General features: G+C 41.2%; 16 protein-coding genes and 1 tRNA gene. 10 read left to right on the top strand and 7 right to left on the bottom strand.

Annotation, left to right across the window (positions count from 1 at the left end; genetic code table 11):
- Positions 1–299 precede the first annotated feature (299 nt).
- From IQ31_RS06025 to IQ31_RS06010, 4 genes are all read right to left on the bottom strand, one after another.
- A tRNA-Lys gene (locus tag IQ31_RS06025) sits at positions 300–372 on the bottom strand.
- 141 nt (positions 373–513) lie between these two features.
- On the bottom strand, positions 514–792 hold the full coding sequence (locus tag IQ31_RS06020; RefSeq protein ID WP_145327443.1) for a lipopolysaccharide assembly protein LapA domain-containing protein: 279 nt from the start codon (positions 790–792) through the stop codon (positions 514–516).
- A 55-nt stretch (positions 793–847) separates the two neighbouring features.
- Positions 848–3,598 (bottom strand): heavy metal translocating P-type ATPase, encoded by a 2,751-nt coding sequence (locus IQ31_RS06015; RefSeq protein WP_145327442.1) that lies wholly within the window; start codon positions 3,596–3,598, stop codon positions 848–850.
- 258 nt (positions 3,599–3,856) lie between these two features.
- The gene (locus tag IQ31_RS06010) at positions 3,857–4,090 is read right to left on the bottom strand and encodes a hypothetical protein (RefSeq protein WP_145327441.1); all 234 of its coding nucleotides are present in this window, start codon (positions 4,088–4,090) and stop codon (positions 3,857–3,859) included.
- A 269-nt stretch (positions 4,091–4,359) separates the two neighbouring features.
- Between IQ31_RS06010 and fbp the strand changes: the two genes are divergently transcribed.
- Positions 4,360–5,370, top strand: coding sequence for a class 1 fructose-bisphosphatase (gene fbp, locus IQ31_RS06005; RefSeq protein WP_145327440.1), 1,011 nt, complete (start codon positions 4,360–4,362; stop codon positions 5,368–5,370).
- A 114-nt stretch (positions 5,371–5,484) separates the two neighbouring features.
- Complete coding sequence (locus tag IQ31_RS06000; protein WP_145327439.1) at positions 5,485–6,933, top strand: L,D-transpeptidase family protein; 1,449 nt, start codon at positions 5,485–5,487, stop codon at positions 6,931–6,933.
- Positions 6,934–6,974: 41 nt separating this feature from the next.
- Here IQ31_RS06000 and IQ31_RS05995 read toward each other — a convergent pair whose 3' ends face one another.
- The gene (locus IQ31_RS05995; RefSeq protein WP_145327438.1) at positions 6,975–8,507 is read right to left on the bottom strand and encodes a DUF3943 domain-containing protein; all 1,533 of its coding nucleotides are present in this window, start codon (positions 8,505–8,507) and stop codon (positions 6,975–6,977) included.
- 101 nt (positions 8,508–8,608) lie between these two features.
- Between IQ31_RS05995 and IQ31_RS05990 the strand changes: the two genes are divergently transcribed.
- The gene (locus IQ31_RS05990) at positions 8,609–10,141 is read left to right on the top strand and encodes a SulP family inorganic anion transporter (protein WP_145327437.1); all 1,533 of its coding nucleotides are present in this window, start codon (positions 8,609–8,611) and stop codon (positions 10,139–10,141) included.
- On the opposite strand, the gene IQ31_RS05985 is transcribed toward IQ31_RS05990, so the two are convergent.
- Positions 10,125–10,733: a methyltransferase domain-containing protein gene (locus tag IQ31_RS05985; RefSeq protein ID WP_145327436.1), complete on the bottom strand. Its 609-nt coding sequence runs from the start codon at positions 10,731–10,733 to the stop codon at positions 10,125–10,127. The two genes, IQ31_RS05990 and IQ31_RS05985, sit on opposite strands and share 17 nt — an antisense overlap.
- 253 nt (positions 10,734–10,986) lie before the next feature.
- On the opposite strand from IQ31_RS05985, the gene IQ31_RS05980 reads away from it, so the two are divergent.
- The 5 genes from IQ31_RS05980 (at position 10,987) to IQ31_RS05960 (ending at position 19,342) form a co-directional block, all read left to right on the top strand.
- Entirely contained in the window at positions 10,987–11,445 is a 459-nt protein-coding gene (locus tag IQ31_RS05980) for a hypothetical protein (RefSeq protein ID WP_145327435.1), read from the top strand.
- 251 nt (positions 11,446–11,696) lie between these two features.
- Positions 11,697–12,968 carry a glucose-1-phosphate adenylyltransferase gene (locus IQ31_RS05975; protein ID WP_145327434.1) on the top strand — a complete coding sequence of 424 codons (1,272 nt, stop codon included), beginning with the start codon at positions 11,697–11,699 and terminating at the stop codon, positions 12,966–12,968.
- A 193-nt stretch (positions 12,969–13,161) separates the two neighbouring features.
- Positions 13,162–13,938: a phosphatase PAP2 family protein gene (locus IQ31_RS05970; RefSeq protein ID WP_145327433.1), complete on the top strand. Its 777-nt coding sequence runs from the start codon at positions 13,162–13,164 to the stop codon at positions 13,936–13,938.
- A 377-nt stretch (positions 13,939–14,315) separates the two neighbouring features.
- The gene (locus IQ31_RS05965; RefSeq protein ID WP_208734134.1) at positions 14,316–17,561 is read left to right on the top strand and encodes a SusC/RagA family TonB-linked outer membrane protein; all 3,246 of its coding nucleotides are present in this window, start codon (positions 14,316–14,318) and stop codon (positions 17,559–17,561) included.
- An 11-nt stretch (positions 17,562–17,572) separates the two neighbouring features.
- Positions 17,573–19,342 (top strand): RagB/SusD family nutrient uptake outer membrane protein, encoded by a 1,770-nt coding sequence (locus tag IQ31_RS05960; protein ID WP_145327432.1) that lies wholly within the window; start codon positions 17,573–17,575, stop codon positions 19,340–19,342.
- A gap of 110 nt (positions 19,343–19,452) precedes the next feature.
- Here IQ31_RS05960 and IQ31_RS05955 read toward each other — a convergent pair whose 3' ends face one another.
- On the bottom strand, positions 19,453–19,866 hold the full coding sequence (locus tag IQ31_RS05955) for a metallophosphoesterase (RefSeq protein WP_208734132.1): 414 nt from the start codon (positions 19,864–19,866) through the stop codon (positions 19,453–19,455).
- 354 nt (positions 19,867–20,220) lie between these two features.
- Here IQ31_RS05955 and IQ31_RS05950 point away from each other — a divergent pair, with 354 nt between their 5' ends.
- Positions 20,221–20,811 carry a YdeI/OmpD-associated family protein gene (locus IQ31_RS05950; RefSeq protein ID WP_145327430.1) on the top strand — a complete coding sequence of 197 codons (591 nt, stop codon included), beginning with the start codon at positions 20,221–20,223 and terminating at the stop codon, positions 20,809–20,811.
- Between the two features lie 546 nt (positions 20,812–21,357).
- Positions 21,358–25,368, top strand: a complete 4,011-nt coding sequence (locus IQ31_RS05945) for a hybrid sensor histidine kinase/response regulator transcription factor (protein ID WP_145327429.1) — start codon at positions 21,358–21,360, stop codon at positions 25,366–25,368.
- The last annotated feature ends 57 nt before the right edge of the window (positions 25,369–25,425 follow it).

Raw genomic sequence — 25,425 nt, 5'->3', positions numbered from 1 at the left:
TTAGCTTTTCTTTTGTGATCCCGCTGGGATTGGCTCAGCCCCTCATTTCCCAAACACAGCCCTGAGCCTCCATTGGATCGAACCCGGCCGACCCTTCTTTCGAATCCTAATAGCTTTAAAACAAGAAAAGCTAATCTTTCGATTAGCTTTTCTTTTGTGATCCCGCTGGGATTGGCTCAGCCCCTCATTTCCCAAACACAGCCCTGAGCCTCCATTGGATCGAACCCGGCCGACCCTTCTTTCGAATCCTAATAGCTTTAAAACAAGAAAAGCTAATCTTTCGATTAGCTTTTCTTTTGTGATCCCGCTGGGATTCGAACCCAGGACCCATACATTAAAAGTGTATTGCTCTACCAGCTGAGCTACGGAATCTTACTTCTTTGTTTTTGAACTACCGTTCCTTGTTTGAAGTGATGCAAAGATAGGGTTAATCCCTATTCCACGCAAGTATTTGTGCGATAAAATTGCGCTACGGCTGTTTAGGGCTTCATTTTTAGTGATTTATTTTTTTATTTAGGACAGAAATTCCCGGTCTTCATCCGATAATTGGGACTTTCTGTCGCTGTTTTCTTCTTCCGATTCGTCTATTTCTTCCTCTTCATACGTCCGCTGTTTCTTTTTTTCGATTTTCAATAGGGATACAAATACAATTCCTGCAATAAAAAAGGCCAATAATAGCTTCCATAGTGCCACTTGTGATTCCCCGAGAAAATTGAGCTGCACCGATTGCGGATTTTTGACACACACAACTGTGATGATAACCGTTATCAAGATTAAAAAGATATTACGCATGTTACTGTAAACTATATGTCGTTATTCTAACAGCGAATATAGGGAATATCTGTTTTTAATCGATATCGATCTTTGCACGATTTAAGAGTAAAGAATTCAAGATAACCGAAACGGAGCTGAAACTCATCGCAGCGGCAGCAATCATCGGGGACAGGAGAATTCCGAAAGAAGGATATAGAAGTCCGGCAGCCAATGGAATCCCGAGTATATTATAGACGAAAGCAAAACCCAGGTTCTCCTTAATATTACGGAGCAGTTTTTGGCTCAGTACCTTTGCTTTGGCTATTCCGATAAGGTCTCCTTTCAGCAAAGTGAGTGAAGCGCTTTGTATGGCAACATCGGTACCTGTGCCCATGGCAATGCCGATATCGGCTTGAGCAAGGGCAGGGGCATCATTGATACCATCACCAGCCATAGCCACCACATGTCCTTTTTGCTGTAACGTGTGAATTTCCTGCAATTTATCTTTGGGCAAGGCATTGGCTTTGAAATGCTTGATGCCAACTTGATCCGCCACAGCCCTTGCCGTATGGATATTATCTCCCGTCAGCATAACGACATCGACTTTATGCTGTATAAGATATTGGATTGCACGCTTCGAAGAGGCTTTTATTTGATCTGAAATACTAAAATACCCCAATAAGCTACTGTCTTTTGCAAGGAAGGATACCGTCTTTCCATGGGATTGAGCAGTTTCGGCCATCTGCTTCATATCATGAGGAATTGTTATGCCGATAGACTCCATCAACAATTGATTGCCCAGTGCTATGCTATGTCCAGGTATATTTCCCGTGATTCCTTGCCCGGCAACATTTTCAAAATCGGAAACTGCAAGGTCCGTTTTACTATTTTCCTTTTTTGCCCTTTCAATAATAGCATGACCTAATGGATGTGTGCTATTGGCGTTTAAAGCTGCAGCCAAAGATAATATCTCGTCTTTGCTGCTGGAAGAGTTTGGCTGAATATCATCAACGGTGGGTTTTCCTTCGGTGATGGTACCTGTTTTGTCTGTTAGAACCACATCTACATGGTTCATTTTTTCCAGCGCACTTGCATCTTTGATCAGGATCCCATGTTTGGCCCCTTTGCCGACACCCACCATGACAGACATCGGTGTAGCGAGTCCCAAGGCACAGGGGCAGGCGACAATAAGTACGGCAAGTGCATTGGCAAAGCCGAATGCTAAGGAAGCGGAAGGAACCCAAAGCCACCAGGTAAGAAATGTCAAAATTGCAATGATTATGACAATCGGAACAAATATCTCGGATACTTTATCCGTTAATCGTTGAATGGGAGCCTTGCTTCTGCTCGCATCATTGACGAGTTGAATGATCTGAGCCAAAAGTGTGTCCGAACCGATACGCTCTGCTTTCATGAGGAAACTGCGGTCGCCATTGATTGTTCCCGAACTAACATGATCTCCTTCTTGTTTTTCTACCGGAATAGGTTCACCCGTCAGCATGGATTCATCAATGTTACTGTTGCCATCCGTAATTTGTCCGTCAACGGGGATTTTGTCCCCGGGTTTTACTTTGAGTATATCTCCGAGTTGAATTTGATCTATGCCGATCTTTTTATCTATTCCATTTTCTACGCGCGTAGCTTCGGAAGGGCTCAGCTTGATCAGCTCTTTGATTGCCGAATTGGTTTTGGAATGTGCTTTGGCCTCCATCACCTGGCCTAATAATACCAAAGTCAATATGACGGTAACGGATTCGAAGTAAAGTGCAATGTTGCCATGGTGATTTTTTAATTCAGCAGGGAATACCTGCGGAAAAAATAGGCCAACCAAACTATAGACAAACGCAGCTCCGGCACCAAGTGCAATCAGGCTAAACATATTAAGGCGCCAGGTTTTGAAAGATACCCAGCCCCGTTGAAAAAAAGACCAGCAGGTATAAAAAACAACCGGCAGGGATAAAGCCAGCTGAACCCAGCCAGACAAACTCGGCGAAATGATTTTACCTATTGGATTACCGGGAAGCATTTCGCCCATGGAAAGTATAAAGATCGGGACCGTAAATAGGATAGAGACCCATAATTTCATGCGTAGATCACGATAAGTGTGATCGTCGGCCTCATCATTCCCATTGGCTATAGGCACAAGGTCCATACCGCATATAGGGCAATTTCCAGGATGATCTTGTACAATCTCAGGATGCATAGGACAGGTATATTGAAGGTCTGTCTTTAACATGGGTACCTTTTCCAGATTCATGCCGCATACCGGACAGTTTCCAGGTTCGTTATAGCATTTGTCGCCCTCACAATGCATCGGACAATAGTATTGATCAGCAGACGTATGACCATGTGCTTTGTCAGGTGTAGATATTGTCTGTGATCGATGTACCGTAGCATTTGACTGAGCGGAATGATTGTGTTGCTGTTCGTGTTGGATATGCGAGGTTGCTGCATGCTCAGTATGCAGCTTATTTTTAATTGCTGTTTCTGCATCGAGCTTTACCAAATGCATACCACAGATCGGACAATTTCCTGGCTGGCTGTACGTTTTTTCACCTTCGCAATGCATGGGGCAGCCATATCTCTCCGAAGCTTGTGCTACAAAGTGTTGATCGGATTGTACGTCATCCTGATGCTTATGTATTTCGCTGAGCTGATAAGGGCCTAATTTTGATATTATTTCCTGTAATTGCTGTAACGGAATGTGTTTCTGGGATGTTACTGTCATGCTTGGCGGGTTTAAAGTTACCTCGGCATGAACCCCAGGAAGCTCATTCAATGCATGTTCGATTGTGGACCTACATCCATCACAGGACATTCCCGAAAGTGTATAGTGGTGTTGCATAGCGTTGTCTTTGTTGCCTAAAGTTAAACGTTATATCGAGGTGATTTTTACACTTTTACCGGGTTTTCTTGTAAAATTTCCCGTTGATAATATGTGCTTCCGGTTTGCTCTCATTTTCTAGGGCGAACCAGCTTTATAGTCTTCGGGAGACGGAATATGGTGTAAAAAAAACAGCGAAATTACGCTATGATAAACACAATCGAGCGATGTTTTGTTTGCTCTGGGGATAGGTATGAGGATAGGGGAATTTCCCTTTGATTAAGCCAGTAGCATTACTTGGGGATGTTTGATCAAGGTATTGATGGTTACTTGTTCTTTCAGAACTGCTTCGTGAAAAGACGCCGGGATCATCAATTTAAATGTTTTTTTTGTGGTTTTGATTACAAATAAGGCACCGTGAACGACCTGTTTATCATCAATAATCAACGTGTACTGTTTTGCCAATTGATTTCCTAATTTTTCCTTTTCGATGAGTTGTATAAGTTGTTGCATTGTATCAGAATATTTAGCCAAAATTACCAAATACTTAGCATTTATTGTTTTTTTTCTAATCGTTGCTATTTGAAATTTATCCACTGCTTTCAACCTTTTATTATTTTTTTAATAGCTAATAATCGTTTTAGCAAAGAAGAGATTTCAAAACATAGCGCAATCGATTGCGTATTTAGTCTGCTAAAATGCTAAATATGAGAAGGATGTATTTGCTAAAGTTTGTTTAACTTTTTTAGCTTTGTGCAACAAATATCCAATAAAACAACATTATGAGTGGTATAACTACACTAGGTCAATTTATCATTGAAAAACAGGCTGATTTTCCGTATGCTAAAGGGGAGCTTTCTAGACTACTGCGCGATATTGGAATCGCAGCAAAAATTGTAAATAGAGAGGTTAATAAAGCGGGATTGGTTGATATTTTAGGCGATGCAGGCCAGGTCAATGTGCAGGGCGAGGGACAAAAGAAACTGGATGTTTATGCCGATGAGCAGTTTATCAAAGCGCTTCAAAGTGGGGGAGAATGCTGTGTAGTTGCCTCAGAGGAACATGAAAATCCAGTGTATATCCAATCAGGGGTTTCCAAAAATGCGAAATATATTGTGTGTATTGACCCGCTGGATGGCTCAAGCAATATCGATGTTAACGTATCTGTGGGGACGATTTTTTCCATTTATCGACGAATTTCTGATACGGGTGTTTCTTGTAATAGCAATGATATTTTACAGCATGGAACGAAACAGGTCGCTGCAGGTTATATAATCTATGGTAGTTCAACCATGTTGGTGTACACAACAGGAAAGGGCGTAAACGGATTCACATTGGATCCTTCGATCGGCGAGTTTTGTTTATCCCATCCTGATATGAAAATTCCGGCTTCGGGTCAAATTTATTCGATTAACGAAGGAAATTATTCCAAATTTCCAAACGGCGTTAAGCAATATATCAAATATTGCCAAATGGAGGACAGTGCAACGCAACGTCCTTATGCGTCACGGTATATCGGCTCAATGGTGGCCGATATTCACCGTAATCTCCTCAAAGGGGGTATCTTTCTTTATCCAACGACTTCTGCGCACCCTAATGGTAAGCTAAGATTGATGTATGAGTGCAATCCAATTGCCTTCATCATTGAGCAGGCAGGGGGTAAAGCTTCGAATGGATCGCAGCGCATACTCGATATTGAGCCAAAAACTTTGCACCAGCGATCAGCAGCTTTTTTGGGCAATACCGATATGGTGGAATTGCTGGAAGATTTCCTGAAAAAATACAGTGATTGATTCTGTAGTGATTCAATGACAGGTAAGATTCTTTAGACAATAAGAATTATTTATCTTTGTCCTTAGAAAATGGCTTCATTATTGCGAAGCCATTTCTTTTTCACGATTTGTAATATGTTACGTTTTTTAGTTTTTATTTCATTTGTTTCAGTAGTATTTTTTTCTTGTAAGGATAATCCTCCGACTTATGGTGATGTGTTGGCGAAAGAGTTTGAGAATAAGTCCTATAAGGATTTTGACACTGCAGCGTATGTAAAAGTCTTCCGTGAAGTGTATGGCAAGGAAAAATCTCAATTGGTTAATCCAAGCTGGATGAAGGAATTATCGGATTCTACTGAAGGGATGACTTTAATTGCCGAACACCTTTTTGATGGTAGTATAGACACCATGTTAACTTACTTTGAGCGGAGTGATGCACATGGTATTCGAGCTAGTTATTTCCATACAGCTGCGATTAAGGAAACATTATCTTCGCTTCGAAAACTGAAAAGCAAAGATGTTGCTGAAGTTTATCCATTATTGGCCAAACTTGACTTATTGAGTACTGATGGGCTCGTGGCTTATATCAGCAGCATAAAATATGGTGTGGTCAACCCCAAACGCCTTTATGGAAGATATTTCGTTCCTCAAAAGCGTATGAGCTATGGCAAAGTTGTACAAATGCTGGATAGTGTAAAAATTGGAACTGTGTTGACCGATATCCAACCTAAAAATCAGTATTACACCAGGTTTCAGGATTTATTGGAAAATGGGAACCTAAACAGTGCACAACGTAGCCAGGTGTTAATGGTATTGGAAAAATTGCGCTGGATGGGAGATGCTTTTCCGGAGAAATATGTATTTGTGAACATACCTGAACAACGGTTACATATTATGGAAGAAGGGAAGACAAGTCAACTGATGAATGTGTGTGTAGGTGAAACTGATAATCCGGCTTATACGCGAAAAGGTGAGAACCACGAGACGCCTGTCATGCAGGGGGTGTTGGATGCCATGCAAGTAAATCCTGTATGGAATATTCCAAGCAGTATTGTCAAGAAAGAGTTATTGTCAAGCGTTCGAAATAATCCAAACTATCTGGCCTCGCGTAATATGGTAGCCTATTACAAAGGTAAACAAGTGGACCCTGCAACGGTCAACTGGAATTCGGATTCTGTGGAGAATTTTCGTTTTAAACAAAATCCTGGTTCGGATAATTCATTGGGGAATGTGAAGTTTTTGTTTGAGAACCCCTATTCCATTTATTTGCACGATACGCCTGCAAAACAAATGTTTGGGCAGAGCAATCGCGCTGTGAGCCATGGTTGTGTGCGTGTTGAAAAACCCGTTGATTTGGCGTCTTACCTTGTCAATAATGAAAAACAGGCCGAAAAAATTGCAAAAGAAATTACCACAGATTCGATCTCAAAATCACGTTGGGTAACACTGAAACGGCAGATGCCAGTTTATATCACCTACTATACAACCTGGTTGGATGACGAAGGAAAAATCGTTACGTATCCGGATATATATGGTTATGATCCGCGTTTGAAGGAAGCGTTAAAGAAATATTGGACAAATTAATCAAAAAGGCTTAACTTATTTAGTTAAGCCTTTTTTTATCGCTAGTATTCAGAATTGTAGGCTAGTGCTATCCGGACAAAAGGATAGTCTTTGTTGACATTGTTATGGTCTTGATAATGACCTTCCAATCTAAAGTAACCGGAGTAAAGGTTGACACCGAAATTTTTCCAGATACGCATTGAAGCACTCGTGGATACCGCGTGTAGAAAATGGTGGGATTTGTTGCCACTGATTGTGACAAAATATCCGCCACGATAATCTATACCAAATTTAAAGCGGTTTAATGTGCTCAATGTGGCTGAAGCCCTAACATCTGCCCCGGGGCCATAATCGTAAGTGCGACTTTCACCAAAATGGAGATAAGGATCAGGTACAGCAGCCAATACCACTGGACCACCACCAAGGATGGTTGTCAGCTTGGTACGGCTACCAATATTGAAGTTTGAAAAAACATTGTAATTGATGCTCTGTGATCCGTAATAAAAAGCTTCATTGCGTAGAAAGTCGAAATGCGCAGACACGATACCACGATGACGTCCTGTTAAATTGGATAAAATACGGTTACCGTATAACGAGGCATACACATTGACCGCATTGACGATGGAACTATCATCTGATCCAAGTTCCAAGTTGAGGAAGAAATCATCAAAGGGTTTCTTTTTGTCTAGATCATCGTTGGTGTAAATCAGTTTGATACGAGCATAGATGTCATTCTTTCCTTTATTCAAGATGTCATGTTCTTTGGCATCAAACCGTCTTAGCCCCAATTCAACTTCAGTGTGTACTAAAGAACTGTCGACCACCGCACCTTTTACCTTATCTCCCCAGCGCCCGTCGAGCAGACGGTTGAGCCCGTTTATCGGATTGATCAACATGGCCAATAGTTCTTTTTTATTGCGTTGTCCTTTGGTCAGGCTTGGGCGCGAAAGAATATGATGCGATAGTCTATGGGTCATTTCACCTAAAATAGTACCGCCAAAACTTGTGTTGATGATATCATTGATGGATGGTGGTTCTGTTTCACCTGCAGTTTCCCAGATATAGCTACCAGCTACGGTTGCTGCTGTCGATTGTAGAAAACTGTAGTTGTTGGATCGGAACGAATTAAAATAAAACTGACCGTGATAAGGATGCGCTATTTGATTTGTTGCAAAAAGATTGTCGTCCCAGGTCCAGGCTGACAGTTTTAAATGACTAAAGAAGTTTTTAAAGGAAATATGGGAAACAGGATCTTTTCGAATGAAGTAATTAACCGATGCAGGAATAGCTTGGATGGAAAACCACTCAATTCCCGCCCTTAAGAAGTTCTTTTTTTGGTAATCGAATAGACTGTCTGTTTGTTTCACGTTGATAAGATGATTGTTCCAAAGTCGTGGTTGCTCATCGTGGTACATGGGATATTTTTCGATAGGTTTCGCTCGAAATAGGCTATCTGAAGTAACTAAGGAGTCTCTAGCTGGTAGGAATGTAGCCTTACTAGGCCCTATACTCACGAGCTGGACAAGCAACAAAATGATACATATTAAGAGACTATAATAACGTTGGTTAATGCGTTGTTTGATCGAAATGAACATACTGTTTTGCGATAAAATTTGTAAAGAATAACAAATATTGGGGAAAAGTGTTTGTGTGATTAGTACCTTTGCGGCAATTATCCCGTTCAAGTAAATTAAAAATGAACAATACCTTTGAAATATTCAATATAAAATCGACTAATCTTAAGAATGAGTTGTTTGCAGGATTAACGGTCGCAATGACAATGATTCCGGAATCACTCTCATTTGCAATTTTAGCTGGGCTACCACCGTTGACGGGACTTTATGCAGCATTTTTAATGGGTTTGGTGACCTCCATTTTGGGCGGTAGACCAGGGATGGTTTCCGGAGGTGCTGGCGCAACAGTGGTTGTATTGATGGCCCTGGCGGCAAGTCACGGTATTGATTACCTGTTTGCTGCTGTCGTCTTTGCGGGGCTCCTGCAATTTTTAGTCGGGCTTTTTAAATGGGGGAAATTTGTACGCTTAATTCCGCAGCCCGTTATGTACGGTTTTTTGAACGGACTGGCCATTATCATTTTTATGGCTCAAGTAGTCCAATTTAAGGTGAATACCGGACAGGGAGCGGAGTGGATGTCGGGAAGTACCTTATACATCATGGGGGGACTGACTCTGCTGACGATGTTGATTGTGATTGGATTTCCTCGGATAACGAAGGCTGTTCCAGCCTCTTTAGTCGCTATTTTAGTTGTATTTGGTCTAGTTTCTTTTTTAGGTATTGATACCAAAAAAGTAGTAGATATTGCCTCTGTTAGTGGGACATTACCCCATCTACATTTACCTAATGTACCCCTGAGCTGGGAAACATTGCAACTGATTTTTCCGTATTCTTTGGTGATGGCTGGAGTAGGGTTGGTGGAATCGCTTCTGACACTGAACATGGTGGACGAAATAACGGCGAGTAAAGGAAATGCAAACCGCGAATCCATGGCGCAGGGGATAGCCAATACAATCAATGGATTTTTTGGAGGAATGGGTGGCTGTGCCATGGTTGCTCAAACACTGGTCAATTTAAATGCTGGTGCGCGTACGCGACTTTCTTCTTTTATTGGAGCGATGACCATCTTAGTGATTATTTTGGTAGGTGCTCCTTTTATTGAGCAGATACCCATGGCCGCGCTGGTCGGTGTGATGATGATGGTGGCCATTGGAACCTTCCAATGGGTGAGCTTACGGATTGTCAATAAATTTCCCAAATCAGATATTTTCGTTGGGATTATTGTCGCCGGAATTACCGTGGTTTTACATAATTTGGCACTTGCGGTGCTGATTGGTGTAGTGGTATCCGCACTTGTATTTGCCTGGGATAATGCGAAGCGCATTCGGGCAAGAAAATATTTGGATGCCGAGGGCATCAAGCATTATGAAATCTATGGACCTCTTTTCTTTGGTTCAACAGCTAATTTTTTGGATAAATTTGATGTTTTGGAAGATCCCGAGCGCGTGATTTTAGATTTTAAGGAAAGTCGTGTGGTGGATATGTCCGCAGTGGATGCACTCAACAAAATTACCGAACGCTACGCTGCACAAGGAAAAAAAATAGAATTGTGGCACCTCAGTGAAGATTGTCGCTCTTTGTTAAAAAATGCGGCGGGCATTGTGAAGGTCAATATCATGGAAGATCCAACCTATCGGGTCATGCCGGGCAAGTAGACTCTTTTTTGCGCAGCTCAAAAAACAGTTCATTTCCCTGTCTTTGAGGAATACTGTTGGTTGAATCTGTCAGCTGTAAAATGTCAAATTGCGATGCGAATAATTGTTGATATTCCGTTTGATCTCCACCGAAAGGTGGTCCTTGTTGCGCAAATTCCCGTTTAAACAATAAGCCCATCAGTATACTCTGAGGCTTGAGCAAAGTATGCATTTGTTGTACATAGCTGGGACGTAATGAAGGATCCAGTGCACAAAAAAATGTTTGCTCAATTATATAGTCGTACTGACCCTTGTGCTGGAAGAAATCTTGACATACAATCTGGATCTGAGGGCTATTGGCGAACTCCTTTCTTACCTTTGCAACGAGGGTCGGAGCGATGTCAAGTAAGGTAATTTGATGGAACCCCATGTCAAGTAGAGTCTTTGCTTCATAGGCATTTCCACAACCGGGAATTAGAATAGATGCATCTTTGGCAATAGACTCCGCTGCATAATTGATAATAGCAGGAGAGGCATAGCCAATATCCCAGCCTGTTGCTTTGTTCTTATAACGTTCATCCCAATAATTTTCATCCAATAATGAAGAATTCATAGCTGTTTTGTTCTATATGCTTTAGCAATTTACATAAATATTAGGTCAATAGGGTGCTTCTCTTTGCTGAAAATTGCTTTTAGCTACCCGCTCGGAAGTTGATTTTATTTAGTTGATTTGCACTATCGTGGTCAAAGTTGATTGGTAAGACATCGTATTGGAGAGAAATCTTGAAATTCACTTGTATTCCATACGATATTAAAATTTATAGCGTTCAATTACTCTAGTAGGGATAATCCCCTCATGTTTTTAGATGAATTATATTAAAGTAGTTTTATTTATTGTTTTATTTCTAATTGTTGGTCTTGCCTACGCTAATCAAGATTGGAATGGTTTGGAGAGCGCGCATCACTATATCGGTTATTTGTTGTTATCACTCTATATATCGGGCTCAACACTGTTTATGTATAAACCTCTTAAAGGGGATCGAAAACTAAAACGACATTTTTTTATTCGATTTTCTGTAGTCTGTATCGCCTTTCTGCTACTTCTTGTCCCATATTTGATTCTTAAACAACAAAATGATGCTTTGGGGGCTGGATATTTACTCTATTTTATGACCGTCAGTCTTGCAGCACCGTTGTCCATTTATGCCTTTATTGAGATCCTATGGTTATTTACCCAAAAGAAATATCCGCAAATAGGTGTTAACCTATTACTTGTTGGCTATATCTACGGCCTTTTTTTATTCAGTGGTCTATTTGGATATTAAACCTATGGGAGACACGGACTTGTCATCATCGCCTTTTAATCGGTTAAAATTAAGCATGTTTCTGCTCGTTTTTCTAGAATTACTTTTTTGTGAAAAGAATCATTGATTAAAATTGTTGTTTGCTTCTTATCCGGAAAATTGCTAATTTAATAAGGATTCTTAAACCTGAATTTAAAGAATCTCGAGACTAAACCTGATCAGGTCCTTGTTCTTGAAGATAACAATTTTATAACCAATTAATGGATTGAGGTATGATACACAAAGTAGTTTCCCTTGTATTGGGAGGAGGTCGAGGGTCGCGCCTTTTCCCATTGACACAGCAACGGTCGAAACCAGCGGTTCCAATAGCTGGAAAATATCGTTTGGTCGATATTCCGATTTCGAACTGTTTGAATTCTGGCTATAATAAGATCTTCGTACTGACGCAGTTCAATTCAGCCTCTTTGAACACACACATCAAAAATTCTTACAATTTCAGCATTTTCAGTAAGGGCTTTGTTGACATCTTGGCTGCTGAGCAGACCAATGAGGGCGATCGTTGGTTTGAGGGTACGGCTGATGCCGTTAGGCGAACGCAGAAACATCTCCTGAATGTAGATTACGACTACATTCTTGTCTTGTCTGGTGATCAGTTATACCAAATGGATTATTCGAAGCTGATTGACTTCCATGTTGAAAATGGGGGGGATGTTACCATTGCGACTATACCAGTCAATGGTAAGGATGCTACAGGATTTGGTATTTTAAAAGCGAATGAAGCAAATGAAATTACCGCTTTTGTTGAAAAGCCCGATAAGGATGAAGTATTAAATTGGACCTCAGAGGTCTCCGAGGTTTTGCATAAGCAGGGAAGACATTATCTGGCATCCATGGGGATTTATGTTTTCTCAAAAAACATCTTGCGCAACCTTTTAATTGCCAACCCCGGGATGGATTTTGGCAAGGAAATTATACCGGATGCCATTGAAGCACTTCGCGTGTTAAGTTATCAATTTGATGGTTATTGGACCGATATCGGAACCATCAAATCCTTTTTTGATGCCAATATCGGATTAACGGATGACATTCCGGATTTCAACCTGTTTAATGAAACCGTGTATACACGTGCGCGGATGCTTCCACCTTCGAAAATTTCGGGGACAACCTTGAATAATACGGTAATTGCCGATGGATGTATTTTAAATGGAGATAAACTGGAGAGGTCTGTTATTGGGATACGTTCCCGTATTGGTGAAGGGACGGTTATTAAATCGACCTACATGATGGGAACAGATTACTATGAGCAATTGGAAGAAGTATTGGAATTGGGAAATACACAAAAGCCACCACCGGTAGGCGTGGGTAAACGTTGTTATATTGAAAATGCTATTTTGGATAAGAACTGCCGTATTGGAGATGACGTTCGTATCATTGGTGGACCGGGCTTGAATGATGGCGATTTTGATACGCATATGATCTGTGACGGCATCGTTGTTGTGAAAAAAGATGCGATCATTGCCAATGGTGTTACGATAGGATTTTGATCATTTATATATGTTGAAGCGAAAGTCCGCCGTCTATTTAAAAGCTAAAACAGCGGACTTTCGTTACTTTTCCTTTGTTTAATGATAAAATGGAGATTGATGCCCAATATTGCCGTGCTGTATGGATTAATACTGTCAAAGAGGTAGTTTATAAATATTATCTTTGCGCATTATAAAATTTTTTAAGGCTAAAATGATCGATTACTGGAAACAGATTGTTTTTTATTGGCTACTGGTTTTACTTTTTGTAATGCCGGTTACCTCATTTGCGCAGATCTTGTCGGAACAACCTTCGGATTCGAGCAGCAGATCTCATTTTTTTAAGAAAATTCCTTACAAAGAACTGGCTGTTCCTGTAGGATTGATCACCTATGGTATCGTTGCCAAAGGGAATCCCTTTTTAAAAGGGATAGATGAAGACATTAGAGACGGCGTTTCGAGAAGGAACAATCAAAAAATTAAGTTGGACGATTTCACACGTTTTGCTGGAACTGCCGGAGTTTTTGTGCTGGATGCGGTCGGGGTACCTGCGAAACATAACCTTAAACAACGCCTGTTCACAACGGCGGTTTCCAATATTATCATGACTTCAACCGTGAGAATTATGAAATCTACTATACCTGTTTGGCGACCCGATAGTTCAGCGAACAATTCCTTTCCTTCAGGGCATGCTGCCACTGCATTTGTTGGTGCGGAATTACTTTGGCAGGAATACAGACAGGAGTCAATTTGGTACGGAATAGCGGGGTATGCTGTTGCCGCGGGTACCGGTTATCTGCGGATGCACAATGATAAGCACTGGTTCTCGGATATCGCTATGGGAGCTGGGGTCGGGATCTTAAGTACTAAAATCGCCTATTGGTTGCTACCGCTGGTAGACAGTCGATTGCAGAATTCAAAAAAGAGTTATGTGGTATTACCAACCTATAATGGACGGCAATTTTGCCTAAATGCCAGCTTACAGTTTTAGGCTCTTTTTTTTAAGTCCCATTCGGAGCCTCTACATTGATCGTACTCGGCTCGCCTGAAAATAAAATTTCCTAGATATTATTCGTACAGGGATATAAATCCACTTTAAATCCCTGTGTTCACTACCGTTTTTAGGTGTCCTACCTGAAGATCGGGACTGCTGTGTCCGGCATTTCCATTCCCTGTTTTAAGCATGTAACGTTTCTGTGAATTTTGGATTAAAAAATCATATTAGTTTCGTTAATAAGATTTTGTTTTTTAAATTTAATAGACAATCTAATCCACTTTTGCTGTTTTTTATAAAAAGAAAGACATGCAAAGTCAATAAACCAAAGTTGAACCCTACGGTTCTTTATTATTTTAAACCAATTTGTAATTATGATGAGAAATTTTTTTCTTCATGGAAAGGCGAGACCCATTAGCCTTTTGGGGCTCTGCCTGCTGTTTAGTCAGCCTGATTCTTACGCGCTGAATCTGGATCCGATCAATGCTATTGTCGATCAGGATCAGGTTACAGGGATCATCAAAGATGAGAAAGGTCAGGTATTAGCCGGTGCTACCATCACCGTCAAAGGAACATCCGTTCAAACGTCCTCCAATCAACAAGGTGTTTTTTCTATTCGCGCAAAGCGCGGTGATGTTTTGGTCGTGAACTACCAAGGGTTTACAAAACAGGAGGTGGCCGTTTCCGCAGGTAATGTGAACGTGGTCATGGTATCGAGTGATCAAGCACTTGAAGAAGTCGTGATCATTGGCTATGGTAAGCAGCGGAAAGGGAATATTACCGGTTCGGTCGCTACCGTCAATGCAGAACAGTTAAAAAACATCCCCAGTTCAAATCTTTCCAATTCACTCGCCGGTAGAGCTGCAGGTGTCAATGTCACCAATACTTCGGGGATGGCCGGAGCATCGTCGAGCTTGCGTATACGGGGGAGTTTTGCCGAGCCACTCTATGTAATTGATGGCGTGGTTCGCGATAAAGCTGCATTCGATGTGCTTGAAGCGAACGAGGTTGACCAAATGACCTTCTTAAAAGATGCTGCAACAGCCGCAGTGTATGGCACCCGGGCCGGTAATGGCGTAGTGGTGGTAACGACAAAAAAAGGAACGGCGCAAGCACCTGTTTTTAATGTACAAAGTAATTATACTTTCAATACGCCAACACAGGAGCTCCTTGCTAATTTAACGACTGCGCAAGATGAACTCACTTATCAAAACCGGGTCGCCGAATTTCGTGGTCTTTCTATCCCCAATGGACAAAAAGAGTTTGATTATTTCAAGGACAAAAATTACAATGCTAATGACGTTATCTGGCGCAATCCGTTTACACATCGACAATCAATATCGGTTAATGGGGGTGGCGACAAAATTACTTATTATAGCTTGCTGAGCTACCGTAAAGAAAATGGATCTTATAAATCTTTGGATCATGAGAAATTTAATCTAAGGAGCAATATTTCCGCACAGATTACCGAAGATTTTAGCATGGATTTTAATATTTCAGCCAACCAGACTAATTCGAAGCGCTTTTTTTGGCCATTCAGCACATCTTCGAACGATGATGATTTTGATGTATCCGATTTCTACCGTGTTACATTCAACTGGCCAAAGATGTATCCGTTTTACCTGAATGCAGACGGAACACCGAGCAATACACCTACGGCTTATCCTGTACAGACGCCTATGGGAAGCTGGCAGGCGTGGAATGTGATCGATCAGGTCATTGGGGATCGCTATATAGACCGTAAAGTGCGGCAGGTCAATCCTATTATGACCCTAAACTTGAAGCTGGATAAATTGGTACAGGGCCTTTCGACAAAAGTTGTCGGAAGTTACATTGCTCAAGACTATATGCGCAAGCGTTATATGAGTTTTCAAAAGAACTATACCTTTACTTCTTTAAACCCGAATGACAACCGCTTTATACCAGCTCCGCCATCAGAAGCGAATATTAATATTTTTACTTTTAGTCAGAGCCAGCCTTTCATGGATTACAGCCCACAACGATTGTGGGAATATCAGGTAAACTGGTTTTTAAACTATAACCGCAAGTTTGGTAAACATTCCGTCGACGGAACATTGGTTTATGAACAGTCCAAAAAAGGAGGGACTTATGTCACTTCACGGGCAGAAAATCCAATTACAGCCCTGGATCAAATGTTTATTTATCCTACAGATCGCAACTTTAGGTCGACAACTGCCAATGAAACGATCGATTCGAGACGTGGTATCATCGGGCGTGCCAACTACAATTATGCGGATAAATATATTGCGGAGTTTTCTTTTCGTTATGATGGTTCACCATTATTTCCGACGGATAAGCGGTGGGGATTTTTTCCTTCAGTATCAGCAGCCTGGCGTGTGTCGGACGAAAACTTCTTTACGGATATAAAAAATACGATATCGGATTTGAAGTTCAGAGCTTCTTATGGTACAACGGGTAACGATTTGGATGTCAATGCCAATCGAATCGGGCAATTTGGTTATTTAGAAAAGTATACAACCTCGGGCGGTTATATGTTTGGTGACCGCTATTATAACGGTATTGCGTATGGTGCAACCCCAACACAAAATCTAACCTGGACAACTTCTAAGAGTGTCAACTTGGGTTTAGATTTTGGATTTGTTAATAATAAGCTGACCGGTAGCCTTGATCTGTTTTCACGCAAGGAAACCAATATTCTTGGTCCAAGATCGCTGAAGGTCCCTGACAATTACGGTCGTGCACTTGCTCCTGAAAACTATGCGGCGAGAAGTTATAAAGGCGGCGAGATTTCTTTTAACTGGAATGACAAGGTTGGTGAAGTAGCTTATGGTCTCAATGCCAATCTGGGGTATGCCAAAGACCGTTGGGACATCATTGACGAAGAACCATCTTATGCATCGGGCCAGCCGCAGAATTTTCGCTCCAGAATTGGACGACCTGAGAATAGAATTATCGGCTTAGAATCCCTTGGTTTGGTTAGGACACAGGCTGAAGCTGATGCGTTGAAAGCAAAAGGATTTAAGACCTACGGAAGGGATCCTTTTCCTGGGATGATCTTATATAAAGATATTCAGGGGGCGAATTACTCAGGTGGTCCGGATGGGAAAATTGATGATAACGATTTGCAGTTATTGTCGGACAATAATTCTCCGCGCATCAATTATGGGTTTGGATTCAATGCGAGCTGGAAGGGCTTTTATGTCTCGGCCTTATTTCAGGGAGTTCTTGCTTATGATCGCATGATCAGTAATCAAGAAGGCGGTGGAATGCGTCAGCACGGTGATACCTTCCGTCCATATTATCCAATTTGGGCTTCCGATGTCTGGACACCGGATAATACCGACGCCAAATATCCGCGGCCAACAGGATACTCTGGATGGGCCGAATCCGGTGCAGCCCCTTCGTCATTCTGGATAAGAAATGGAGCCTATTTGCGCTTACGTGACATTAATGTTTCTTATCGATTGCCGAAGAGCATGACGGAGAAACTGCGTGTGAAAGATGTCAATCTGTTTTTTAATGGGACCAATTTGTTTGTTTTTTCGCCAATGAAAGAGTTTCATGATCCCGAACAAAAGCTGTATGATTCTTATCCAGTCATGAAAACCTTTACGTTTGGACTTGATGTTAAATTTTAAATGAAAAAAAGATGAAAAAAATATATTATCCTTTAATTGCATTGGCTTTGTGCATGTCCTCCTGTAAAAATGTATTGGACATTGAGGACCTCAATTCGCTGGATGAAGCCAAGGTATGGGCTGATCCAAATCTAGTGAACGGCTATCTTGCCAATTTATATCCACTATTTGGTAACTGGAATTCTGGTGCGGACGGAAATTCGGAACAACTAATCGGCATCGCTTTTCCATTGGATGCGGTTACCGTCAACAATGGTTCTTACAAATCATGGGATTATACAACCATCCGGAAAATCAATACGGCCATACAGAAAGTCAATGAAAGTACTTCATTAAAAGACGATTTTAAAAAAACGGTGATTGGCCAAGCGTTGTTTATGCGTGCCTTTATGTATTTTAACATGGTCAGGATCCACGGCGGTGTTCCTTATATTACTGTACCGCAAGACCTAAAAAATGATGATCTTAATGTGCCCCGCCATTCGACAAAAGAATGTTTTGATCTGATCGTTAAAGATCTGGATCAGGCAATTTCACAATTGCCAAAAACAATTGCAAAAGGAACAGCAGATTATGGGAAAATTGATGGTGATTTTGCAACCGCTTTTAAAGCAAAGGTATTGTTATATAAGGCTTCTCCACAGTTTAACCCTTCCAATCCTTATGGAAATGCCTATTGGCAGGAGGCCAATACCGCAAATAAATTAGCTTATGATCAGCTGAAGGCGGATGGCTATAGTTTGACTTCAGATTATTCCAACATTGCGCTGGTAGAAAAGGGGCCGGAGGTTGTTTTTGCTGTGATTAATACCTATCCAAATAAAGTTGCCAATTGGGATAATGGTGTACGTCCGGGATCTGAAAGTAGGGGGCCTGCAGGTTCCGTTCCATCCTGGGAATTTGTAAAAGCTTTTCCAATGAAAGATGGAAAGTTATATTCCGATCAAGCGGGTAAATACCATAAGACAGAAGATCAATTTTTACAATCCTATTGGGAAAACCGCGATCCGCGTTTTGACAAGTCTATTGTATGGAATGCCAAAATCTATGAAGTTTCCGGCAAGACTGGCAAAAGACAATACACTTCTGTCGGTATTGCTCCGGCTTTAGATGACTTTGGCATTAACCCGAAGGCAAAAACTCCATCGTCCAATTTGGATCGATATAGCGGGTTTTTTATCTTAAAAAATTCTAAACTGTCATTAAAGCAAACCGAAGTGGAAACTCAGTATGATGTCGACTTTGTGTTGATGCGCTATGCCGAGGTCCTATTGAATTATGCTGAAACGGCAAATGAAACAGGAGATTTTGCGACAGCCTTAGACCTGGTTACGCAAATTAGGAAAAGAGCGGGAATCGAGCCGGGCGCAGACAATAAATATGGCATAACAGCAACCACGAAGGAACAAATACGCGAGGCCATTTTGGCAGAGCGTAATATTGAGTTCTGTTTTGAGGGACATCGTTTTTGGGATTTAAGAAGGTTACGTAAGCTCAATATACTGAACAATACAACCAAACATGGAGTTGAAGCGATAGCAATAAATTCAAATGGAACGGAGATGAATCTGGATGATGCCAATGCATTGGCCAAAACATATACATTGAAGGAAAATCAGTTCAAATATAGCGTCTTGCAGGTGCCCAGTACAGGAAACAAAGTGAATTTGGTACCCGATACCTATTATTTCTTTCCCGTCGCGCAGTCGGTCATTGACAAGAACCCAAATATCAAGCAGAATAAAGATTGGGGCGGAACATTTAATCCAACCATGGAATAGCATTTTTGTCTAAACCTATTCAATAAAAAACACCCGCAACAGCTAAAGCCGTTGCGGGTGTTTTATTTAAATCTCATTTATGGTGAGTTTATTAATCACCCGATTGAGCCTTATTTGGATGATAATTTAAAAACTCTTGAACTGAGTCTACCCTGGCCTTTGATTTTGATTTCTTTCGGATAGAGTTCCAAAAGTCCATAGGCGTTGCTGGTAGCTGTTTCGATCATACCCTCCATGGTTACAAAAGGAATATTATTTGCCATTACATAATTGCCTTTATGATTATGACCGGAAAGTACCAACTTAACTTCGGGGAATTTGTATAGTATATCAAGAACCTCCCGGTTATTGAGTGTTTCATAGCCGTTTTCTGGCAATAAAGGATGATGTGTCAATACGATCACATGCGCTTTGTTTTTCCGCGCTTGGGCAAGTTCGTTTTGTAACCATTCGAGTTGTTTACGGTCAACTCCGCCATTCCAGGGTTGCGTATTTTTCCTTCCGCTTGTCTGTAGGCTATCCACCAGGGTTTTCCATTCACTTCTGTGTTGATTGTAATTTTTTAAGGACTTATTATTTGAAACGAAGAGCAAAAATAAATACGTATGATAAAGAAAATCCTGATTAGCTTGACTTCAATTACCATTATTGGCTGTTGCTGGTTTTTTTTACGCTATTCGACGCTATCGACTTGGCGCCTACGCAAAATAATCATTTGGCAAGTGAGGGAAAATGGAAAATAGAGCAGCGGGCTGATATTGTCAATTGGACAAGCTGGTCGTTGTTCTGCAAAACATGGATGACTAGTATTCAAAAAAAACGTATTTTCACAATAGACAAATTTTATCCATACCAGTAAGGACTAAAAAACTAAATAAATGATCAAACAGAATTCGGCGGAGAGAATCACTATTTACCTGAATACAAAGGAAGAGTGGCGATTTTGGCTTGAGAACAATCATCACATAGCACAATCAATTTGGGTGATCTGTAATACTAAAAAATCAAATTTACCGGTGGTCAACTGGACTGAACTTGTGGATGAAGCATTGTGTTTTGGCTGGATTGATAGCACACGGAGGCCGATTGATGCCTATTCATTCATGCAGCTATTTAGTAGAAGAAAGCCAAATAGTACATGGTCTAAAATCAATAAAGAAAAAGTTAAAAGATTAATCGATGCGAATCTGATGACTCCAGCGGGGTATGAGGTTATAAAAATTGCACAAGAAAATGGTTCTTGGTCAATTTTGGACAGTGTGGAAGAATTAATTATTCCCCAGGATTTGGATGAAGCATTTCAACATTACGCTGGTTCAAAAGATTATTTTCTTGGATTGAGTAAATCCGTCAAAAAAATGATGTTGCAATGGATTGTTCTCGCCAAAAGACCAGATACCCGCAAAAAACGCATTGATGAGATTGCCGCAAGAGCAGCAGAAAAAGACAGGCCTAAGCAATTTCAGTAAGTTTCCAGTATTTTGAACTGCTGTTTCGAGTGGTAAATAAAGGATTTTTAGTCAGATCTAAACATCTGGTTTTAGAAATTCTATTACCTAATAGGGCTGTTTAAATAGTGCTATTTTCATGGCTATTTATTTAATAGCAATCTTTTGGAAGCGCTTCATTGTAAAACTGATTTTCAATTTTTCCTACAAAACGTATTAATTAATTTATACGAGTTCTACTATTAGTAGGGGTTTAACAGGGGTATAACAGGGGGTTAACAGGGGGTTAACAGGGGTAAACCCTTGCTAACCCCCAGCTATATCCCTGTAAAAATGGTATTATTCCGGTTTAATTTACGAACGTGATCGCAATGTGTTAATATGGTTAGGGGGATAAAGAATAGCTGTCTCAATAATGCCATTTTTTATATTGGGAATATAATAAGAGGTGATAGTGCGTGTTGTATAATGATGAAACGATCAAAAGACCATGTTAAAGCTTATATTAATAGCAACTTGATTTGCTGTATTTGCTCAATTTTTGTATCATTGGGGAGATGATAACCAATGCAGCAGCTTAAGTCTTTTTTATACGCGTATCTCCAACTTTTTCTTTTCCTTTTCTTAGGGCAATCTTCAGTTTGGAGCCAGGTCAATACGTATGCGTTTAAAACCTTAACTTCTGACCAGGGCCTGGTGCATAATCATGTCAATTGCGCACTCAGGGATAAGTACAATTACCTCTGGTTTGGTACCGAATCTGGCCTGAGCCGATTTGATGGAGCGCAATTCACAAATTTTCGCTATTCCGCCAATAAACGTACCGGGCTGAGTGGAAATTCGATTTCCGCAATCTTTGAGGGACCAGAAGGTAATGTATGGATCCGTACCAGCAACCGGATGAATGTGTATGATCAGCATTCAGGCATTATCGTCCAGCAGCTTGATTCCATACTGACCCGCTTAAAGTTGCCCGTCAAAGACGTACATACGATAAGACCGCTGGAAGGGCAGACCTTTGCACTATTGTATAGCGATCGTTCACTGATCTTGTACGATAGCCTAAAGAAAACCTATCGTACTGTACCGCAGTTGACCAAAAACAACCGAATCGCCGATGTGATTGCTGGGCAAGGGCAGACGATCTGGGTAATCTACGAAAATGGCCTGCTGGGTCACATTGATACGAAATCACTGCGAAGTACCAAAACTAGCTTATTGCCGATCAGCAATAAGCTGGTAAATTATAATCTATTTGCCGATCAGGACGGGGCGATATGGATCTTCTCAAAGGATATTCCAATCGGTGTATACTGGCTTGATCCGAAAGATGGATCAATTCAACATCTCCAAAAAGAACTATCCAATCCTTTTGTAGGCAATATCGTGCAAGATGATAAAGGGCATCTCTGGCTAGGAACTGACCATGGTGGGATCAATGTTTATGATAAAAAAACAAAAAGTGTACAAATCATCGGTAACGATAAATATGATTTACGGAGCCTACCTTACAATAGCATAACGGCTTTATATCGGGATAAGTCAGGGATTATCTGGACGGGAACATACAAAGGCGGCATCAGTTATTATCATCCCAACTTGTTATTATTCTCCTTAGTCAAGAACTATCCTGGACTTCCCAAATCACTTCCCTTTGACGACGTCAATAAGTTTGTACAGGATCGAAAGGGTAATCTCTGGATTGGGACAAATGGCGGGGGATTGCTCTATTATGATCTCAGTCAGAAAACCTTTACGCAATACCTGCATGATCCTCAGGATCCCAATAGTTTGAGCAGCAACGTGATTGTTTTCTTATTGCTGGATGCGGAAGACAGGCTGTGGATAGGAACTTATCGAGGTGGTATGTGTCGATTTGACGGCAAAAGTTTTAAGGTTTTCCACCGTGACGCGGCCCCCGGGAAATTGAATGACGATAGTGTATGGGAGATCTATGAAGATAGTCAACATCGGTTTTGGATAGGAACGCTAAGTACCGGCCTGTACCTGTTTGATAAAAAAACAGAACAGTTTTCGAAAACATATACACGGCAGGGCCAAACCATCAACAGCAATTATATCTCTGTCTTATTTGAGGATTCAAAAAAACGTCTCTGGATCGGCACAGCTACAGGATTGGCATTGTTGACACCCGACGACAAGATTACTTATATCAATACATCCAGTTCGCCTATGAAACTCATGAATGATCTAATTTATGATATCAAAGAGGATAAAACTGGTCGTATTTGGGTAGCGACACAAGAGGGACTGCATGTAATCGATGGTGCGAAAATAAGCTATCTTACACAGCAAGATGGGCTTAGCGACGATGCAATCCTGGCGCTCTTGATAGATGATCAAGGTGATATTTGGGCTTCCACAAACAAAGGCCTGTCGACGATTGTCGGTACAGGGCAGGCAGAGAAGTTTATCATCCGCAATTTTACGCAGGAATTGGGCCTTCAGGGTAATGTATTCAATGAAAACGCTGCTTTAAAAATGCGGGACGGAAGACTTGTTTTTGGTGGGCCAAAGGGGTTCAATTTTATTGATCCTGCGAAAATTAGCCGCGAAAGTGAACTGATCTTGCCGCTTTTGTCCAATCTCTATTTATTCAATAAGCGGGTCGCCGTAGGTGAAGAATTTTCGGGCCGGGTCATTTACGATCAAGCCCTGAATAATCTTAAGGAACTGAGGCTTCCGTACAACCTCAATGCCATTTCGCTGGAGTTCTCGACCTTTGACTACCTACAGCAACATAATGGACTCTATCAATATCAGCTTGCTGGTCTAAGTGATGAATGGTTTGATTTTGAACCGGGAACCATGCGGGCCAGTTTTACCAATCTGGACACGCGCAGCTACAGCTTGTATATTCGGCATGCTATCGATTCAAGTAGCTGGTCAGATGGTGTACTACTTTTGACAATCGATATACAGCCACCGTTTTGGCGTTCAACAATGGCCTTTCTTTTTTATGCCTGTTTGATATTAGTCGTCCTATGGGCTTATTTTTATTTGACAAAACTGCGTGTCAGGACGCGTAATCAACTCTATCTCGCACAAGAGCAAGCTGCACAGGCAAAGGAATTGGATGCGTTGAAAACACGTTTCTTTACCAATATAAGCCATGAATTCAGGACTCCGATCAGTTTGATTCTAACTCCAGCACAGCAGCTGCTGGATGAAGAGCAGCATCCGGAAAAAAAAGCCGACCTAAACTTAATCAAGAAGAATGCAGACCGTCTGCTTAAATTGGTCAACCAGCTGCTGGACTTTAGAAAATTGGAGAAAAGTGAACTTGAACTGAACGAAGAATATGGGGACCTCATGGGATTTATCCGCGAACAGCTTGATGCCTTTGCCGGGATAGCTCAAAGCAATCAGATCTCGCTGCAGGTCAATATCGCTCCAGACACATATCTGTCCTGGTTTGACAAAAACAAATTGGAAAGCATTATTTTCAATCTGATGTCAAATGCGGTCAAATTTAGCCCAGTATCCGGTATTGTGACATTCAATGCCGAAATCACTGAACAAGAAACAGAAAAGATACTGTGTATTGAAGTTCAAAATCAGGGTATAGCGATTCCCGAAAATTTACAAGCCCGCGTTTTTGAACGTTACATACAACTGGATGTGCCAAATGGAAAACTGAATCAGGGTACAGGCATCGGGCTTTCTATTGTCAAAGACTATGTCGAATTCTTGAGTGGAAATATCAGGCTGAGCAGCAATGCGCACTGGACGACATTTAATGTTCAGTTGCCCATAAATAAGGCCATAGCGAGCGCCGATCCCGTCGAAAGCAGTAAGCAGGATAAACCCGCTATTTTATTGGTGGAAGATGATATTGACTTCCTTCATTACTTGGAGCGGACCCTGAGTTCGGTCTACCTAATTTACGCTGTACAAAGTATTAATGATGCAAAATTGACCCTAAGCAAGCAGCAGGTCGATCTTGTCATCACCGATCTCAGCCTGCCTGGAGAGAGCGGACTGGATTTTTGCCGCTTTATAAAAGCCCAGGCTAAGCTGGTCCATATGCCTGTGCTGATTGTAACTGCGGTAGTCAATCAGAAGATCGAACTGGAGGCCTTACAGGCCGGTGCAACAGATTATATCAACAAACCTTTTAATATCAGTCTGCTGCGTTCAAAATTGGCGCAGATACTCCATCAGCAGCAGACGTTAGTAAAACGGTATAAAAAACAGATCAACGTTAATCTGGCGCAGCCCGATATCGAATCTGCTGATGAACAGTTTATCCGTGTGCTTGTAAAGGAAATTGAGCAGGATCTCAGTGACTCTTCGCTTTCTGTCGAACTGCTAGCCAAAAGAATGAACCTCACCCGCGTAGGGCTTTATAAAAAGGTGCTTGCCATCACAGGCTATTCACCGATGGAATACATCCGACATATTCGGCTCAAGCGTGCCATGCATCTGGTTCAGAACTCGAAATTATCGATGGCTGAAATTGCTTATGAAGTAGGATTCGGAAATCCGAAACAATTCAGCAAATATTTTAAATCTGCATTTGGTAACCTGCCGTCTTTTTATCGAAAAAGCTTGTAAATAAGTGAATTATCGATAGTGTTGCCCGCGAGTATTCCCGCATAAGTTAACAAAATA

It is taken from the genome of Sphingobacterium siyangense, assembly GCF_007830445.1.
Lineage (GTDB): Bacteria > Bacteroidota > Bacteroidia > Sphingobacteriales > Sphingobacteriaceae > Sphingobacterium > Sphingobacterium siyangense.
The sequence above is the reverse complement of the archived record's forward strand: the minus strand, read 5'-3'. Positions and strand labels throughout refer to the sequence as shown.

Coding starts and splice junctions, on each gene's coding strand:
- IQ31_RS05995 (WP_145327438.1), bottom strand. CDS start 8,507: ATGTTCATTTCGATCAAACAACGCATTAACCAACGTTATTATAGTCTC.
- IQ31_RS05965 (WP_208734134.1), top strand. CDS start 14,316: ATGATGAGAAATTTTTTTCTTCATGGAAAGGCGAGACCCATTAGCCTT.
- IQ31_RS05945 (WP_145327429.1), top strand. CDS start 21,358: ATGCAGCAGCTTAAGTCTTTTTTATACGCGTATCTCCAACTTTTTCTT.
- IQ31_RS05950 (WP_145327430.1), top strand. CDS start 20,221: ATGATCAAACAGAATTCGGCGGAGAGAATCACTATTTACCTGAATACA.
- IQ31_RS06000 (WP_145327439.1), top strand. CDS start 5,485: ATGTTACGTTTTTTAGTTTTTATTTCATTTGTTTCAGTAGTATTTTTT.
- IQ31_RS05975 (WP_145327434.1), top strand. CDS start 11,697: ATGATACACAAAGTAGTTTCCCTTGTATTGGGAGGAGGTCGAGGGTCG.
- IQ31_RS06010 (WP_145327441.1), bottom strand. CDS start 4,090: ATGCAACAACTTATACAACTCATCGAAAAGGAAAAATTAGGAAATCAA.
- IQ31_RS06015 (WP_145327442.1), bottom strand. CDS start 3,598: ATGCAACACCACTATACACTTTCGGGAATGTCCTGTGATGGATGTAGG.
- IQ31_RS05970 (WP_145327433.1), top strand. CDS start 13,162: ATGATCGATTACTGGAAACAGATTGTTTTTTATTGGCTACTGGTTTTA.
- IQ31_RS05980 (WP_145327435.1), top strand. CDS start 10,987: ATGAATTATATTAAAGTAGTTTTATTTATTGTTTTATTTCTAATTGTT.
- IQ31_RS05960 (WP_145327432.1), top strand. CDS start 17,573: ATGAAAAAAATATATTATCCTTTAATTGCATTGGCTTTGTGCATGTCC.
- fbp (WP_145327440.1), top strand. CDS start 4,360: ATGAGTGGTATAACTACACTAGGTCAATTTATCATTGAAAAACAGGCT.
- IQ31_RS05990 (WP_145327437.1), top strand. CDS start 8,609: ATGAACAATACCTTTGAAATATTCAATATAAAATCGACTAATCTTAAG.
- IQ31_RS06020 (WP_145327443.1), bottom strand. CDS start 792: ATGCGTAATATCTTTTTAATCTTGATAACGGTTATCATCACAGTTGTG.
- IQ31_RS05985 (WP_145327436.1), bottom strand. CDS start 10,733: ATGAATTCTTCATTATTGGATGAAAATTATTGGGATGAACGTTATAAG.